16 protein-coding genes are annotated in these 15,572 nt (G+C 76.2%); 9 read left to right on the top strand and 7 right to left on the bottom strand.

Annotation, left to right across the window (positions count from 1 at the left end; all coding sequences use genetic code 11):
- The 4 genes from H7K62_RS23565 to arsB all read right to left on the bottom strand — a co-directional run bounded on the left by H7K62_RS23565 (position 1) and on the right by arsB (position 4,046).
- Positions 1-1,596 (bottom strand): methyl-accepting chemotaxis protein, encoded by a 1,596-nt coding sequence (locus tag H7K62_RS23565; protein ID WP_370591633.1) that lies wholly within the window; start codon positions 1,594-1,596, stop codon positions 1-3.
- A 171-nt stretch (positions 1,597-1,767) separates the two neighbouring features.
- Positions 1,768-2,418 carry a trimeric intracellular cation channel family protein gene (locus tag H7K62_RS05055; RefSeq protein ID WP_222437101.1) on the bottom strand — a complete coding sequence of 217 codons (651 nt, stop codon included), beginning with the start codon at positions 2,416-2,418 and terminating at the stop codon, positions 1,768-1,770.
- A gap of 63 nt (positions 2,419-2,481) precedes the next feature.
- Positions 2,482-2,898 carry an arsenate-mycothiol transferase ArsC gene (locus H7K62_RS05050; RefSeq protein ID WP_186716836.1) on the bottom strand — a complete coding sequence of 139 codons (417 nt, stop codon included), beginning with the start codon at positions 2,896-2,898 and terminating at the stop codon, positions 2,482-2,484.
- Positions 2,895-4,046 (bottom strand): ACR3 family arsenite efflux transporter, encoded by a 1,152-nt coding sequence (arsB, locus tag H7K62_RS05045; protein ID WP_186716835.1) that lies wholly within the window; start codon positions 4,044-4,046, stop codon positions 2,895-2,897. The genes H7K62_RS05050 and arsB overlap by 4 nt, the downstream gene beginning before the upstream one ends.
- A gap of 117 nt (positions 4,047-4,163) precedes the next feature.
- Here arsB and H7K62_RS05040 point away from each other — a divergent pair, with 117 nt between their 5' ends.
- From H7K62_RS05040 to selB, 4 genes are read left to right on the top strand one after another with little or no spacing between them, the layout of a single operon-like run.
- The gene (locus H7K62_RS05040; protein ID WP_186716834.1) at positions 4,164-4,541 is read left to right on the top strand and encodes an ArsR/SmtB family transcription factor; all 378 of its coding nucleotides are present in this window, start codon (positions 4,164-4,166) and stop codon (positions 4,539-4,541) included.
- Between the two features lie 12 nt (positions 4,542-4,553).
- Entirely contained in the window at positions 4,554-5,126 is a 573-nt protein-coding gene (locus H7K62_RS05035) for a GNAT family N-acetyltransferase (protein ID WP_186716833.1), read from the top strand.
- 9 nt (positions 5,127-5,135) lie between these two features.
- Complete coding sequence (gene selA, locus H7K62_RS05030) at positions 5,136-6,515, top strand: L-seryl-tRNA(Sec) selenium transferase (RefSeq protein WP_370591611.1); 1,380 nt, start codon at positions 5,136-5,138, stop codon at positions 6,513-6,515.
- Positions 6,516-8,417: a selenocysteine-specific translation elongation factor gene (gene selB, locus H7K62_RS23560; protein ID WP_186716831.1), complete on the top strand. Its 1,902-nt coding sequence runs from the start codon at positions 6,516-6,518 to the stop codon at positions 8,415-8,417. It begins immediately after the preceding gene.
- Here selB and H7K62_RS05020 read toward each other — a convergent pair.
- Positions 8,401-8,886, bottom strand: coding sequence for a phosphoribosyltransferase (locus H7K62_RS05020; RefSeq protein WP_370591610.1), 486 nt, complete (start codon positions 8,884-8,886; stop codon positions 8,401-8,403). The two genes, selB and H7K62_RS05020, sit on opposite strands and share 17 nt — an antisense overlap.
- Before the next feature lie 73 nt (positions 8,887-8,959).
- Between H7K62_RS05020 and H7K62_RS05015 the strand changes: the two genes are divergently transcribed.
- Together H7K62_RS05015 and H7K62_RS05010 are read left to right on the top strand one after the other, a co-directional pair.
- Positions 8,960-9,511, top strand: coding sequence for a MarR family winged helix-turn-helix transcriptional regulator (locus H7K62_RS05015; protein ID WP_186716829.1), 552 nt, complete (start codon positions 8,960-8,962; stop codon positions 9,509-9,511).
- The gene (locus H7K62_RS05010; protein ID WP_186716828.1) at positions 9,508-10,497 is read left to right on the top strand and encodes a DMT family transporter; all 990 of its coding nucleotides are present in this window, start codon (positions 9,508-9,510) and stop codon (positions 10,495-10,497) included. The genes H7K62_RS05015 and H7K62_RS05010 overlap by 4 nt, the downstream gene beginning before the upstream one ends.
- 9 nt (positions 10,498-10,506) lie before the next feature.
- Here the strand turns inward: H7K62_RS05010 and H7K62_RS23555 are convergent, their stop codons facing one another.
- Both H7K62_RS23555 and H7K62_RS05000 read right to left on the bottom strand, forming a co-directional pair.
- A complete protein-coding gene (locus H7K62_RS23555) occupies positions 10,507-11,379 on the bottom strand; it encodes a DNA-formamidopyrimidine glycosylase family protein (RefSeq protein ID WP_186716827.1) in 873 nt (290 codons plus the stop codon).
- 36 nt (positions 11,380-11,415) lie between these two features.
- Entirely contained in the window at positions 11,416-12,768 is a 1,353-nt protein-coding gene (locus tag H7K62_RS05000) for an MFS transporter (RefSeq protein WP_222437100.1), read from the bottom strand.
- Between the two features lie 93 nt (positions 12,769-12,861).
- Between H7K62_RS05000 and H7K62_RS04995 the strand changes: the two genes are divergently transcribed.
- The 3 genes from H7K62_RS04995 (at position 12,862) to H7K62_RS04985 (ending at position 15,490) form a co-directional block, all read left to right on the top strand.
- Positions 12,862-13,332 (top strand): PPOX class F420-dependent oxidoreductase, encoded by a 471-nt coding sequence (locus tag H7K62_RS04995; protein ID WP_222437099.1) that lies wholly within the window; start codon positions 12,862-12,864, stop codon positions 13,330-13,332.
- 103 nt (positions 13,333-13,435) lie between these two features.
- Positions 13,436-14,467 carry an aldo/keto reductase gene (locus H7K62_RS04990; protein ID WP_186716826.1) on the top strand — a complete coding sequence of 344 codons (1,032 nt, stop codon included), beginning with the start codon at positions 13,436-13,438 and terminating at the stop codon, positions 14,465-14,467.
- A gap of 24 nt (positions 14,468-14,491) precedes the next feature.
- Positions 14,492-15,490 carry an aldo/keto reductase gene (locus H7K62_RS04985; protein WP_186716825.1) on the top strand — a complete coding sequence of 333 codons (999 nt, stop codon included), beginning with the start codon at positions 14,492-14,494 and terminating at the stop codon, positions 15,488-15,490.
- The last annotated feature ends 82 nt before the right edge of the window (positions 15,491-15,572 follow it).

Raw genomic sequence — 15,572 nt, 5'->3', positions numbered from 1 at the left:
TCAGAGGCGGAACGCCGCCGCTGACGAGCGCAGCTGCTCCACCGTGGCGGTGAGCCGGTCCACCGTGGCCGACACGCGCTCGGTGCTGCGCACCCCCGCCTCCCCCGCGGTCGCCACGCCGTCCACCACACCGGTGATCTCGTGGGTGCCGGCGGCCGCCTCGGCGGCGCTGCGCGCCATCTCGGCGGTGGTGGCGGTCTGCTCCTCCACCGCGGCGGCGATGGTCGTCTGGTGGCTGTCGATGGTGGCGATGACCTCGCTGATCTGCGCCATCGCCTCGCTCGCCGCGCGGCTGCCCACCTGGATGGCGCCGACCTTGCCGGTGATGTCCTGCGTGGCCTCCGCGGTCTGGCGGGCCAGGTCCTTGACCTCACCGGCCACCACGGCGAAGCCCTTGCCCATCTCGCCGGCCCGGGCGGCCTCGATGGTGGCGTTGAGCGCCAGGAGGTTGGTCTGCTCGGCGATGGCGGTGATGGTCTTCACCACGGTGGCGATGGCCTCGCTGGCCGTGGTGAGCTCGCTCATCGACGCGCTGGTGGCGTCCGCGGTCTCGACGGCCCGGCGGGAGACCTCCGCGGCGGCGGTGGTGCCCTCCGCGATCGCCTGGATGGCGCTGCCCATCTCGGCGGCACCGGCGGCCAGGGTGGTGACGTTGCCGGCCACCTCTCCGGCGGCGGTGCGCACCTCCTGGCCGGAGCGGGCGGCGGCGGCGTTGGTGGTGGCGAGCTCGCCGGCCACGGCGGTGAGCTCGCGGGACAGGTCGGCCACGGCGTCGGCGCCGCCGCGCAGGTCGCTCACGGTGGCGCGGGTGGCGTGGACCGCCGTGCGCAGCCCGTCGGCCACGTCGGTGAGCTCGTCACGACCGTCGACGACCGGCTCCGCGGTGAGGTCGCCCTCGGCGAGGGCGGCGACGTCGGCGCGCAGGCGGCGCAGCGGCACGGTGAGGCTGCGGGTGAGCACCACGAGCAGGGCGACCACCACAGCCACCGCGACGCCCAGGGCGCCGACGATGAGAGCGCGGGCCTTGGCGGCCTCGCTCTGCGCGAGCGCCTGGGCCGCGGCGTCGCGGGCGTCCACGGACTTGGTGAGGTCGGCCGTGAGGGTCAGCACCTCGCCGTAGATGCCGAACCCGTTGTCGAGCATCTCGGTCTCGGCGGCCACCCGGTCGCCGCTCCTGTACAGGTCCACCGTGCGCTGCTCGCTGGTGAAGTACGCCTGCCACTTGGCGGTGAGCTGGTCGTTGAGGGCGCGCTCGTCAGCGGTCATGGCCCCGGTGGGCGCCTTGGCCAGCAGCGCCTGCAGCGAGGCCTTGTCCGCCAGGAAGCCGGCGCGGTTGGGCGCGTCGTCCTTGAGCGCCGCGTCCACCCCGATCCGGTAGGTGTCGAAGGCGTAGGTGACCTGCCAGCCGGTGACGTCGGCGTCGTAGTAGCGCACGTCCTGCACGTACCGGACCACCGTGCTGACCTCGTGGGCGGTGTCCGCGGCGCGCTGCTGGCTGCGCAGGCCCACCAGGCCCACCGCTCCGACCGCCACGAGCAGCGCCAGCACCACGCCCAGCGCCACCGACAGCCTCGTTCCGACCCTGACCCCGCGCACTGCTGAGACCACCGCTCGCCCCCCCGGTCGGCGGCGCCGGCCCGCTGGCGGGCGCCGTCTGCGTGCTGGGCCCGGTGCCGGGCCCACCGAGGTGATCGGGCTGCAGGCGGCGGTCTTGAGGGGCGCGGGCCCCGCGTCGTCGTCCGCGGCGCGCTCCACCACCTGGTCGGGTCAGGGAACGGGTGGCTGGCGCGGTCCGGGCAGGTCGATCCGGCGGACCACGCCCAGCATGCGCAGCGCGAAGCACAGCCCGGCCGCCACCACCGCCCACACCGAGCCGATCCCCACCACGTCGGTGTGGGTGACCTGGGCGCTCAGGACGACGACGGCGGCGCCGAGCAGCGCCGGCACGGCGTACAGGCCCGAGCTGAGCACCTGCGGCGACCGGCCGGTCAGCAGGTCCCTCAGCGTGCCGCCGCCGACGGCGGTCAGGCCGCCGAGGAGGATCGCCTGCACCGGGCCCAGGCCCGCCGCGAGCGCCGTGCCGGCGCCGGTGACCGCGAACAGGGACAGGCCGGCGGCGTCGAGCACGGTGAGGGTGCGGGCCACGCGGCGACGGCCCATGCGGTGGCCGAACACGCACACGAGCACCCCGCCCGTGGCGGCGACGGCGAGGTAGCGCCAGTCGGAGAAGGTGGCGGGAGGGACCCTGCCGATGAGCAGGTCACGCATGATGCCGCCGCCGAGGGCGGTGATGACACCCAGGGTGATGACCCCGATGACGTCCAGGCGCGCGGTGCGGGAGGCGGTCAGCGCGCCGTCGACGGCGAAGGCGAGCACGCCGACCAGGTCGAGCACGAGCAGGAGGGTGGAGCCGGGCACCCGCTCATCGTCGACCATCCCCACCCTGATCACGGGCGCAGCGCGCACGCGGCGCCGGGCGGTTCAGCCCAGGCGGGTGAGGAGGTCCTCCACGCGCGCGGCGATGTCGTCGCGCACCAGGCGCATCCGCTCCACCCCCTCGATCCCGCGGGCGGAGGGCTCGTCGGTCTGCCACACCTCGACGGGGGTCCCCCCGACCGGCTCGACGTGCGCCTCGCTCCCGAGGACGACCACGAGGTCGGCCCCGCGCACGTCGTCGTCGGTGAGCTGGTGGGTCCGGGCGGCCGAGACGTCCACGCCCACCTCGGCCAGGCTCGCCACCGACTGGGCGTTGAGGGAGGTCCCGGCCCGGGTGCCGGCGGAGGAGACCCGCACCGCCACGCCGCGCTGGGCCGCGGCGTGCTGCAGGAGCCCGGCGGCCATCTGGGACTTGCCGCCGTTGCGGACGCACACGAACAGGACGTGGGGCGGGGTGGTCACGGGGTGCTCCTCGGGGGGACGGGGACGGTGGGGTCACCGGGGAAGGCGCGCCGACCGGCCCACAGCGCCACGTAGACCAGCGCCACCAGCACCGGGACCTCGATGAGCGGGCCGACCACTCCCGCCAGCGCCTGGCCCGAGGTGGCGCCGAAGGTGCCGATGGCGACGGCGATGGCCAGCTCGAAGTTGTTGCCGGCGGCGGTGAAGGACAGCGTGGTGGTGCGGGCGTAGTCCAGCCCGATGACGCGGCCGAGGGCGAAGGCGCCGCCGAACATGACCACGAAGTAGGCCAGCAGCGGCAGCGCGATCCGGGCCACGTCACCGGGGGCGGAGGTGATGGCGTCGCCCTGCAGGGCGAAGAGCAGCACGATCGTGAACAGGAGCCCGTACAGGGCCCAGGGGCCGAGCCGGGGCAGGAAGCGCTGCTCGTACCAGTCCCGTCCCCCGGCGCGCTCGCCGAGGGTGCGGGTGAGGTAGCCGGCGAGCAGGGGGATGCCGAGGAAGACCAGCACGCTCACCACGATGGCGACGACGGAGAAGTCCGCGCCGGTGGTGGGCAGCCCGAGCCAGGCCGGCAGGATCTGCAGGTAGAACCAGCCGAGGGCGGCGAACGCGACGATCTGGAAGACGGAGTTGATCGCCACCAGCACGGCGGCGGCCTCCCGGTCCCCGCAGGCCAGGTCGTTCCAGATCAGGACCATGGCGATGCAGCGCGCCAGGCCGACGACCACCAGCCCGGTGCGGAACTCCGGGGAGTCGGGGAGCAGCAGCCAGGCCAGGGCGAACATCAGCGCCGGCCCGACCACCCAGTTCAGGGCCAGGGAGGCGACGAGCAGGCGCCGGTCGGAGGTGACGCGGCCGAGCTGGGTGTAGCGGACCTTGGCCAGCACCGGGTACATCATCACCAGCAGGCCCACCGCGATCGGCAGGCTCACCGACCCGACCTGCACCGCTGACAGGGCCTTCCCCAGGCCGGGCAGCAGCCGGCCGAGGGCCAGGCCGAGGGCCATGGCGGCGACGATCCACAGCGGCAGGAACCTGTCGAGCGCGGACAGGCGCGCGAGGACGGGGGCCTGAGGGCCGGAATGAGGGTCGGCCGGGGCACCGGCCGGGTCGGTGCCGGCGTCCGCTGGGACGGCGGGGCTCATGAGGGACCTCCCACCCCGCTGCGCAGCAGGGATCGACATGTGTCGATGGAACCGTGACACAGGCGGGTGGAGGCGTCAACATAGACACTCATCGATGCCTGGTGACACACTCCCGGGATGGCGACCGACGTGCAGACCTCCCCCGCCGCCCCCGGCGCCGCGGCGCACCCGGGCGAGGTCGTGGCGTGCTGCGCACCCCTGGTGCGCGAGCCGCTCGGCCCCGAGGACGCCGTGGCGCTGGCCCGCACGCTGAAGGCCCTGGCCGACCCGGCCCGGCTCCGGCTGCTGAGCCTGGTCGCCGCGCACGAGGGCGGCGAGGCCTGCGTCTGCGACCTCACCGAGCCCCTGGCCCTGTCCCAGCCCACCGTCAGCCACCACCTCAGGGTGCTCGTCGAGGCGGGCCTGCTGACCCGGGACAAGCGCGGCGTGTGGTCCTACTACTCCCTGGTCCCCGGCGCGCTGGACTCCCTGGCCGGCGTGCTCACCACCTGCTGAGGACCCCCGGCCGTGAGCGCCCATCCCACCCCCGGAGCGGTCCGCGCCGAGGTCGCGCTGCGCCCCCTGGCCCCAGCGGACTGGCCGGCGGTCCGCGACGTCTACGCCGCCGGCATCGCCACCGGGCACGCCACCTTCGAGTCCGCCCCGCCCACCTGGGAGGGCTTCGACACCTCGAAGGCCGCCGAGCACCGCCTGGTCGCCGTCGACGCCGCGGGCCATGTGCTGGGCTGGGCCGCCGTCGTCCCCGTCTCCGACCGCTGCGCGTACGCGGGCGTGGTCGAGCACTCTGTCTACGTGGCTCCCGCCGCGCAGGGGCGCGGCGTGGGCCGCCTGCTGCTGGACGGCCTCATCGCCTCCACTGAGGCCGCTGGCGTCTGGACCGTCCAGTCAGGCGTCTTCCCCGAGAACACCGCCAGCCTCGCGCTGCACGCCTCCGCCGGCTTCCGGGTCGTCGGGGTGCGGGAGAGGCTGGGGCTGATGGGCCACGGGCCGATGGCCGGGCTGTGGCGCGACGTCGTGCTGCTCGAGCGGCGCAGCCCCGTCGTCCACGCCGCGGGAGCGGTCACCGGCCCGCCTTCCTAGGGTGAGGTGGTGACAGGTCCTGACGTCCGCCGGCGGGTGCCGCGCACCGACGCGGTGCTCGACTCCCCCACCGTCGCCGACGCGGCCACCCGCCTGGGGCGTCCGCTGGTGCGCGCCGCCGTCGGCCGGGCCCAGCAGCGGGTGCGCGACGGTGCGCTCACCCCGGACCTGGACGCCGTCGTGGCCGCCGTCCTGGACGACCTGCCCCCCACCGCCTCCTCGCTGCGGCCGGTCGTCAACGCCACCGGCGTGCTCCTGCACACCAACCTCGGCCGCGCACCGCTGTCGCAGGCGGCGGTGCAGGCCGTGGTGCACGCCGCCGGCACCACCGACGTCGAGCTCGACCTCGCCACCGGACGTCGGGCCCGCCGCGGACGGGGGGCGACGGCCGCGCTGGCCGCCGCCGTCCCCGACGCCGAGGCGGTGCACGCGGTCAACAACGGCGCCGCCGCGCTCGTGCTCGCCGCCACCGCGCTGGCCGGCGGCGGGCTCGACCGCGACGTCGTCATGAGCCGCGGGGAGATGGTGGAGGTCGGGGACGGCTTCCGCCTGCACGAGCTCGTCGCCTCCACCGGCGCGCGCCTGCGCGAGGTCGGCACCACCAACCGCACCACCGCCGCCGACGTCTCCGCGGCGTTCGAGGCCGCCGCGCGCGAGGGCCGCCGGGTGGGCCTGGTGATGAAGGTGCACCCCTCCAACTTCCGCGTGGAGGGCTTCACCTCCGCCCCCAGCACCGCCGACCTGGCCCGGGTCTGCGCCGGGCGGGCTCCGCTGCTGGTCGACACCGGCTCCGGCCTGCTCTCCCCTCGCCGCGACCTCCCCGACGAGCCCGACGCCGCCACCGCGCTGCGGGCCGGCGCCGACCTCGTCACCGCCAGCGGCGACAAGCTGCTCGGCGGTCCGCAGGCCGGGCTGGTCCTGGGCCGCGCCGACCTCGTCGAGCGGCTGCGACGCCACCCCCTGGCCAGGGCCCTGCGCGTCGACAAGCTGACCCTGGCGGCCCTGGAGGCCACGCTCACCGGTCCGCCTCCCCCGGTGGTCGCCGCCCTGGAGGCCGACCTCGACCAGCTCCGCGAGCGGGCCCGCCGCTGCGCGGCCGTCATGCGGACGGCCGACCCCGACCTCGACGTGCAGGTGGTCGACAGCGAGGCGGTGGTGGGCGGGGGCGGGGCCCCCGGCGTCGTCCTGCCCTCGGTGGCCCTCAGCCTCCCGCAGGCCTTCGCCGAGCCGCTGCGCCAGCCTCGTGGTGCGGACCGCACCCCCGTGGTCTGCCGCGTCGAGGCCGGGCGCTGCCTGCTCGACCTCCGCTCCGTCGCCCCCGAGCACGACGAGCACCTCGCCGCCGCCGTCGCCCGGGCCGCCGGGGCGCACACCCGCGGGAACGACTGAGTGCACGTCGTCGCCACCGCCGGGCACGTCGACCACGGCAAGTCCGCCCTGCTGCGGGCCCTCACGGGCACCGACCCCGACCGCCTCGCCGAGGAGCAGCGGCGCGGCATGACCACCGACCTCGGCTTCGTGCACACCCGCCTGGATCGCACCGTCGCCGAGGCTGACGTCGACGACGAGGTGGCGTTCGTCGACGTCCCCGGCCACGAGAAGTTCGTGCCGACCATGCTGGCGGGCGTCGGCCAGGTGCCCGCCGTGCTGCTCGTCGTGGCCGCCGACGGCGGGTGGATGCCGCAGACCAGCGAGCACCTCGACGCCCTCGCCGCCCTCGGTGTGCGGCGCGGCCTGCTGGTGCTCACCCGCGCCGACCTCGCCGACAGGGCCCAGCGCGACCGCGTGCTCGCCCGCGCCACCACCGAGCTCGCCGGCACCGGCCTGGAGGACCTGGTGCGCGTGGAGGTCAGCGCCGTCACCGGTGAGGGGCTGCCGCAGCTGCGCAGCGCCCTCCTGCGCGTGCTGGCCTCGGCCCCCCGCCCGGACCCGACGGCGCCGGTGCGCCTGTGGGTGGACCGCAGCTTCTCCCTGCGCGGCGCCGGCACCGTCGTCACGGGCACCCTGGCCGCCGGGACGGTGCGCGCCGGTGACGAGCTCGCCCTGCCGGACGGCGAGCGCGTGGGAGTCCGCGGCCTGCAGAGCCTCGACGCTCCGGTCAGCAGCGCCACCGGACCGGCGCGCGTGGCGCTGAACCTGCGCGGGGTCGCCGCGAACGCCGTGCGCCGCGGCACCGCGCTCAGCGCCCCGGGCACCACCACGACGACGACGATCGCCGACGTCCGGCTGCTGCCCGTCCCCGGCCGGGACGCGGGCGCGGACGTCGACGTGCGCTGGCCGGAGCACCTCGTGCTGCACCTCGGGACGGCGGCGGTGCCCGTGCGCCTGCGTCCCCTCGACGCCCACCACGCCCGCCTGTCGCTGGCCTCGCCGCTGCCGCTGCGCACCGGGGACCGCGGCCTGGTCCGCGACCCCGGTGGCCACCGGGTGCTGGCGGCGGCGCTGGTGCTCGACCCCGCGCCCCCGGCGCTGTCACGCCGCGGTGCGGCGCGCGAGCGCGCGCAGGTGCTCGCCGGCATCGGCGAGCACGCGGTGCTGGCGGGCGACCCGGCCGGTGAGCTCGACCGGCGCGGCCAGGCCACCGGCGCCGAGCTGAGGGCGCTCGGGCTGCGGCGGTCGGCGGTGGAGGCCCTGGCCGCGTCCCCGGGGGTCCTGGCGGACAGCGACCACCTGCTGGCCCCCTCCCTGGCCGACGCGCTGAGGGGCCGGCTGGCCGGGGAGCTGGCGGCGCACCTGCGGGAGCACCCGCTGGAGCCGGGTCCGCCGGTGGAGGCGGTGCGGCGTCGGCTCGGGCTGGCCTCGTCGGGCCTGGTCACGGCGCTGGTCACGGCGTCCAGCGCCGGCGCCGGCGGTGAGCGGCCGGCCGTGGCCGTGCGGGAGGGGCGGCTCGTGGCCGCTGGTGCCCCGTCCGGGCCCGCGCTGCCGCCGCAGGTGCAGCGGGCCGTCACAGCGGTGCTGGCGGACCTGGCCCGGGAGCCGTACGCGGCGCCGGAGGCGCACCGCCTGCGCGACCTGGGGCTGGGCCCCCGCGAGCTGGCGGCCGCGGTGCGCGCCGGGGCGCTGGAGCGCGTGGCCGACGGCGTCTACCTGGCCGCCGGCGCCGCCCAGGCGGCGCCGGCGGTGCTGGCGGCCGGGCTCGAAGACCGCTCGGCGGCCTTCACCGCCAGCGAGGCGCGGCGGGCGCTGGGCACCACGCGCCGCGTCGTCGTCCCGCTGCTGGAGCTGCTGGACCGGCGCGGCGCCACGCGGCGCCACGCCGACGGGACGCGGACGCTCACCGCGCCGCGGTGACGGGGCCCTGGGCGGACCAGGGGAAGTCGATCCAGCGGTCGGTGCGCTTCCACACGTACTCGCAGGCGACGATGGAGCGGGGCTTGTCGTAGATGACCGCCGAGCGGACCTCGCTGACGTGGCCGGCGCAGAAGTCGAGCACCATGCGCAGCGTCCGGCCGGAGTCGGCGACGTCGTCGACGACGAGCACGCGGCTGCCGGCGATGTCCACGGCCTGCAGCACCGGCGGCAGCACCACGGGCACGGGCAGCCGCTCGTCGACGCCGGTGTAGAACTCCACGTTCATCACGGCGGTGTTCTTGACCCCGAGCGCGTACGCGAGGGCACCGCCGGGCACGAGGCCGCCGCGGGCGATGGCGAGCACGACCTCGGGCTCGTAGCCGCTGTCGGCCACCTGCTGCGCGAGCTCGCGCACGGCCGTCCCGAACAGGTCCCAGGTCAGCACCTCGCGGGGCGCGTCGCTCGTCACGCGCGCCAGCCTAGGGCGCGGCCCACCGGGCGGACGGATGCGAACGGATATGTGCATGGCGCATACTTCTCCCGTGGACAAGGTCGAGAACATGCTCGCCTCGCTGTCGCTGTGGCTCAGTGACGCCGTGTGGGAGGCCGTCTCGCGCGGCGACGGCCCCGACCACGAGGACATCGCCGTCCTCGTCCTCGTGGGCCAGGAACCGCTGCGCATCACCGACCTCGCCGCGGCGACCGGGCGGACCCACTCGGCGACGGTCCGCGCCATCGACAGGCTCGCGGCGGCCGGGCTGGTGGACCGACACCCGGGAGCCGCGCGAGACGCGCGAGCCGTCCTCGTGGAGCTGACCGCCGCGGGTGAGGCCGCCCGCCGGTCCGCCCTCGACGCGCGCGCACGGGCGCTCACCCCGGTGACAGCCCTGCTCGACGAGGAGCAGCGCGCGGCGCTCGGCCCGCTGCTGGAGGTCATGCTGGAAGCCGTCACCACCTCCGCGGCCGCGGGGACCCGCATCTGCAGGCTCTGCGACGACGACGTGTGCGTGCCGCTCGGCTGCCCCGTCGAGCAGAGGTGCCTGGTCTTCGAGACCTCCGACCAGCAGGCACCTGACGGGTCGGGAAGGGCGTGAACGCCTCCGCAGGCGCCCGCTCGGCGGACAGGGCGGCGCCACGAGGCGCACGGCGCCGGATCCAGCCCGGGAGGCGCACGACCGGAACGGGCTGGGCGGCCGCCGCCGTGCTGGGCAGCGCCGCCTGCTGGGGCCTGTCCACGGTCGCCAGCCGCGGGCTGCTCGACGTGGTCCCTGCCACCACCCTCCTGGTGCTGCAGCTGTGCGCCAGCACCACAGCACTCGCGCTCGCCTCGCTGCGGGAAGCGCCGTGGGACGCGCTCCGCAGAGCCGGCCGGGGCGCCGCGCTGGCCAGCACCACCGCCGGTGCGCTCGAGCCGGGGCTGTCCTACGTCGTCGGCCTCACGGGGCTGGCCATGACGACGGCGGGGAGCGCCACCACCATCGATGCGAGCGAGCCGGTGCTCACGGTGGTGCTGGTCTGGCTGGTGCTGCGGCAGCGCCCGGAGCGCCGCCTGCTGGCGGCCGTGGTCCTCGGGACCGCGGGGCTGGTGCTCGTCACCGGTGGAGCGTCGCTGCGCGAGGGCGGAGCAGGCAGCGCCTCCGGCGACCTGCTGGTGCTGTGCGCAGCAGCGCTGGCGGCGGGGTCGGCGATCGCGAGCGCGAGGGCCGTGACCGTGCTGCCGACGGCCACCCAGGCGTCGGTGCAGCAGCTCGCGGGGCTGGTGGTCGCCGCGGTGGCGCTGCTCCTGGTCCAGGGGCCGGGTGCGCTGGCGCGAGTGCCAGACCTGGGCTGGCCGGTGCTCGCCCTGGCCGCCGCCACGGGTCTCGTGCAGTACGCCCTGGCCACCTGGCTCTACCTCGTGGGGCTGCGGCGCCTCGGTCCGTCGCGCGCAGGCCTTTTCCTGTCCACGGTGCCGGTCTTCGGCATCGCCGGCGGTTGGCTGTGGTTGGGGCAGGCACCGAGCCCTGCGCTCCTGGTGGGCGCCGCCGCCGTCGTGGGGTCCCTCGTCATCGCCAACCCACCCCGGCGACCCGCCTCCTGACGGCGGAGCTCAACGCCCGCTCCGCGGCGGCAGCGTCAGCGGCGATGGGCCCGGCTGGCAGTGGGGGCACCACCACGTGCGGCGCCGCACGCCCGCGGCGTCGTCGTCGTCCTTCGGTACCCCGGCGGCCTCCGCGACCACCTCGACACGGGTGCCGCACCGCCGGCACGCCTGCCCCGCGCGGCCGGCCACCCAGTGCTCCTGCCCGGGGCGGGTGTTGCCGGTGGTCACCTGGTAGCCGGTGGCGCCGCTGGCGGAGGCGCGCAGCGCGCGGGCGGCCCGCACCACCAGGCGCGCCACCCCCGGCTCGCCGAGGTCGCCGACCGGCGTCCAGGGGCTGCGGCCGGTGAGGAAGCACAGCTCGTTGGCCCACAGGTTGCCCAGCCCCGCCACGAGGCGCTGGTCGAGGAGGACCGCGGCGAGCGGGCGGGCCGGGTCTGCCAGCAGCCGTGCGGCGGCGGCCGGGACGTCGAGGGCGGGGTCGAGCAGGTCGGGGCCGAGGTGGCCGGTGGCGCGGGCCTCGTCGGCGGTGCGCAGCAGCTCCACCACGGGCATCCGCAGCCCGGCGGCCGTGCGCTGCTGGTCGGTGACCAGCAGCACGCGCACGTCGGGCAGCAGGCGCGCGGGCAGCCGCTTGCCGGGGCCCAGCAGCGCCCACTCGCCGTCCATGAGCAGGTGCGTGTGGAGCGTGAGGGCCTCTCCGGCGAGGTCGAGCCGTGTCAGGAGGTGCTTGCCGTGGGTGGCGACGCCGACGACGAGGGCGCCGGCGAGGTCGGCCGTGGCGTGCGCCGGCACGTTGAGGCGGCCGTGCACCAGGGTGCGGCCCTCCAGCAGCGGGCGCAGGCGCTGCGCCAGCCGCGCGACGGTGTCACCCTCGGGCACCGCCCGATCCTCACCCGGCGCGCCCGGACCAGCGAGTCAGCCCCGGGGCCAGGGCTCGGACAGGCGCACCGCGGCCACGCACGAGGTGGCGCCGGCCTCCCCCGCCAGGCGCAGCGCCTCCAGCACCAGCGACGGCTCGTGCTCGGCGGCGCGGCGGGCCGCGCGGGCGCGGGCCAGCTCGGCGATCCGGGCGGCGGGCTGCGGCGCGCCGTGCAGCAGCACCACCGCCACGAGGGCCACGAGCGACCCGGCGATGGCGAGGCAGGCGCCCACCACCATGGTGGCGCGCAGGCCGAACCCCGCCGTGAGCACCTGCGCGCCGGCCGCGGCGCCGAGGGCGTTGGCGGCGTTGAACGCCGCCTGGTTGAACGCCGAGGCCATGAGGCCCGAGCCGGGCGCCACGGAGATGGTGCGGTTCATGAGCGTCGGGCCCACGAAGAAGGCCATGACGGCGAAGACCACGAGGGCCACCAGCGCGCCCGCCCGCGACCCCGACAGCGCGAGCAGCAGCAGGCAGGCCAGGCCCAGGCCGAGCAGCCCCAGCACCACCGAGGCCTCCGGGAAGCGGTCCGCGGTGCGGCCGCCGAGCAGCGTCCCCGCCACGGTGCCGAGCCCGTAGACCACGAGCACCCACGCCACCGCGCCCGCGGAGAAGCCGGCGAGGTCGGTGAGGATCGGCGCGACGTAGCTGTACACGGCGAACAGCCCGCCGGTGCCGACGGCGGTGGCGGCCAGGGTCAGCAGCACCTGCGGCCGGGCGAGGTCGGCCATCTCCCGGCGCAGCGGGGTGGCGGTGTCGCGCCGCAGCGGCACCCAGCGCAGCACCGCGAGCGCCGTCACCACGCCGAGCAGGCCGATGGCGGCGAACGCCCATCGCCAGCCGAGGTGCTGGCCCAGCAGCGTGCCGAACGGCACGCCCAGCACCTGCGCCACGGTGAGGCCGGTGAAGACGCGGCTGATGGCGCTGGCGGCCTTGCCCGGCGGCGCGAGGCGGCTGGCCACCACCGCCGCGACGCCGAAGAACGACCCGTGCGACAGCCCCGTGACGAACCGCCCGACGAGCAGCCCGTCGTACCCGGGCGCCAGCGCCGTCACCGCGTGCCCCACCACGAACAGCGCCATGAGGCCCGCGAGCACCCGCTGGTGGGGGAACCGCGTGGACAGCGCCGTGAGGGTCGGGGCTCCGACGACGACGCCGAGCGCGTACGCGGAGATGGCGTAGCCGACCGCCGGCACGGACACGCGAAGGTCGGCGGCCACCTGGGGCAGCAGCCCCATCATGAGGAACTCGGTGGAGCCGATGGCGAAGGCGCCGATGGCCAGCGCCAGCAGAGCCGGGCCCGCCGAGCTCCCTGCGGGCTGGGTCGGGGCGTGCTGGGGTGCGTCCACGGCGTGCGCGGCCTCCGGTCTGGCGTGCTGGCGAGGGTCCGGGTCGGCTGCGCTGTCGTCCCACGACCATCCTCCCAGCCCTAGGCTGGCGTCGTGGCCACCCACGCCGAAGCAGCCGGCTCCGCGGAGCTCATCGCGCTGAGCCGCAACAGCTACGTCCGCCTCACCACCTTCCGCCGCACCGGCGTGCCGGTCCCCACCCCGGTCTGGGTGGTCGCCGACAGGTCCGCCCTCGGCGGCCGCGACGGGGACCTGCTGGTCATCACCGGTGCGCAGGCCGGCAAGGTCAAGCGCCTGCGGCACAACGGCCGGGTGCTGCTGGTGCCGTGCGACCGCCGCGGGACGCCGGAGCCGGGCGCCACCGAGCTGGAGGCCCTGGCGGAGGTGGTGGTGGACCCGGCCGTGGTCCGCCGCCTGCGGCTGCTGGTGCAGATCAAGCACCCGCTGCTCGGCCGGCTGCTGCTGGGGGGCCAGCGCGCCGGCGCGGCCGCGGCCCGCAAGCGCGGGAAGACGCCGCCGGAGCAGGTCGCGCTGCGCATCCACCCGCTGCAGGACGCCGCCTAGCCCCACCAGCCCAGGGCGCGTCCTCAGGGCACTCCCCCGGCGCACGTCCCCGGCGCGGGTCCCCGGGGTGCGGGACGGCGCGAGCAGGCGCAGCGTGGCGGGTGTGGACACCCGCACTCTGGGACGCACCGGCGTCCAGGTCAGCCCCCTCTGCCTCGGCGCCATGATGTTCGGCGCGTGGGGCAACCCCGACCACGACGACTCGATCCGGATCATCCACCGCGCGCTCGACGCCGGCGTGAACTTCGTCGACACCGCTGACGTGTACGCGCAGGGCGAGAGCGAGGAGATCGTCGGCAAGGCCCTGCTGGGCCGGCGCGACGAGGTGGTGCTCGCCACCAAGGCCCACGGCCAGATGGGTGAGGGGCCCAACCGCCAGGGGAACTCCCGGCGCTGGCTGGTCCGGGAGGTGGAGGACAGCCTGCGTCGGCTGCAGACCGACTGGATCGACCTGTACCAGATCCACCGGCCCGACCCGGCGGTCGACCACGAGGAGACGCTCTCGGCGCTGACGGACCTTCAGCGTGCGGGGAAGATCCGCTACTTCGGGTCCTCGACGTTCCCCGCCCACGAGGTGGTGGACGCGCAGTGGGTCGCCAAGGAGCGCGGGCTGTCGCGCTACGTCACCGAGCAGCCCCCGTACTCGATCCTCGTGCGCGGCATCGAGCGCGACGTGCTGCCCGTGGCCCAGCAGTTCGGGATGGGCGTGCTGCCGTGGAGCCCGCTGGCCGGCGGCTGGCTCACCGGGCGCTACCGCAAGGGCATGGACTCGAGCACCGCCCCGACCTCCAGCCGCGCCCAGCGCATCCCCGCGCGCTTCGACCTGTCGCTGCCGGACAACCAGCGCAAGCTCGAGGCCGCTGACGCCCTCGCCACCCTCGCCGACGAGGCCGGCCTGTCGCTGGTGCACCTGGCGCTGGCGTTCGTGCTGCGCCACCCGGGCGTGACCAGCCCGATCATCGGGCCGCGCACCATGGAGCAGCTGGAGAGCCAGCTCGGCGCCGTCGACGTCGTCCTGGCCGACGACGTCCTGGACCGCATCGACGAGATCGTGCCGCCGGGCACCACGCTGGCCACCGCCGACGCCGGCTACGTCCCGCCGTCCCTGGCCGACGCCTCGCTGCGCCGCCGCTGACCCCCGATCCGCAGGAGACCCGTGATGACCACCACCGAGCGCGCGCCCCGGCGCCTGCGCGACCTGTCCGTCTCACCCCTGGGCCTGGGCTGCATGGGGATGAGCGAGTTCTACGGCGGCGCTGCCGCCCGAGATGACGAGGAGTCGGTCCGCACGGTCCACCGCGCCCTCGACCTGGGCGTCACGCTGCTGGACACGGCCGACATGTACGGCCCGTTCACCAACGAGCGGCTCGTCGGCCGTGCCATCGGCGCGCGGCGCGAGGAGGTGGTGCTGGCCACCAAGTTCGGCAACGAGCGCCGCGAGGACGGCACCCGCCGCGTCAACGGCCGGCCCGAGTACGTGCGCACCGCCTGCGACGCGTCGCTGCAGCGGCTCGGCGTGGACCACATCGACCTCTACTACCAGCACCGCGTGGACACCACCGTGCCCGTGGAGGAGACCTGGGGCGCGATGAGCGAGCTGGTCACCGCCGGCAAGGTGCGCTTCCTGGGCATCTCCGAGGCGGCGCCGGAGACCATCCGCCGCGCCGACGCCGTGCACCCGGTGACGGCCCTGCAGACAGAGTGGAGCCTGTGGACGCGCGACGTCGAGTCCGACGGCGTGCTCGACACCGTGCGCGAGCTGGGCATCGGCTTCGTGCCCTACTCCCCGCTGGGCCGCGGCTTCCTCACCGGCGCCATCACCTCACCCGACGACTTCGCCGAGGACGACTTCCGCCGCAACAACCCGCGCTTCCAGGGCGAGGCGTTCGAGCAGAACCTGCGGATGGTGGACCGGGTGCGCGCCATCGCCGAGGAGAAGGGCTGCACGCCGGCGCAGCTGGCGCTGGCGTGGGTGCTGGCGCAGGGCCCCGACGTCGTCCCGATCCCCGGCACCACGAAGGTGGCGCGCCTGGAGGAGAACGTGGGGGCGCTGGAGGTGCACCTCACCGCCGAGGACCTGGCGCGCCTGGACGAGGCCGCACCCGCCGGCGCCACCGCCGGAGAGCGCTACCCCGACATGAGCAGCGTCCGCCGCTGACCCTCCCCCTCTCCCACCGTGATCATGGGCGCCCAGCCACCTGGGGTGGCCGATCGCCCATGATCACGGATGGGGGGCGGGG

It is taken from the genome of Quadrisphaera sp. RL12-1S (genome assembly GCF_014270065.1).
GTDB lineage: Bacteria > Actinomycetota > Actinomycetes > Actinomycetales > Quadrisphaeraceae > Quadrisphaera.
The sequence above is the reverse complement of the archived record's forward strand: the minus strand, read 5'-3'. Positions and strand labels throughout refer to the sequence as shown.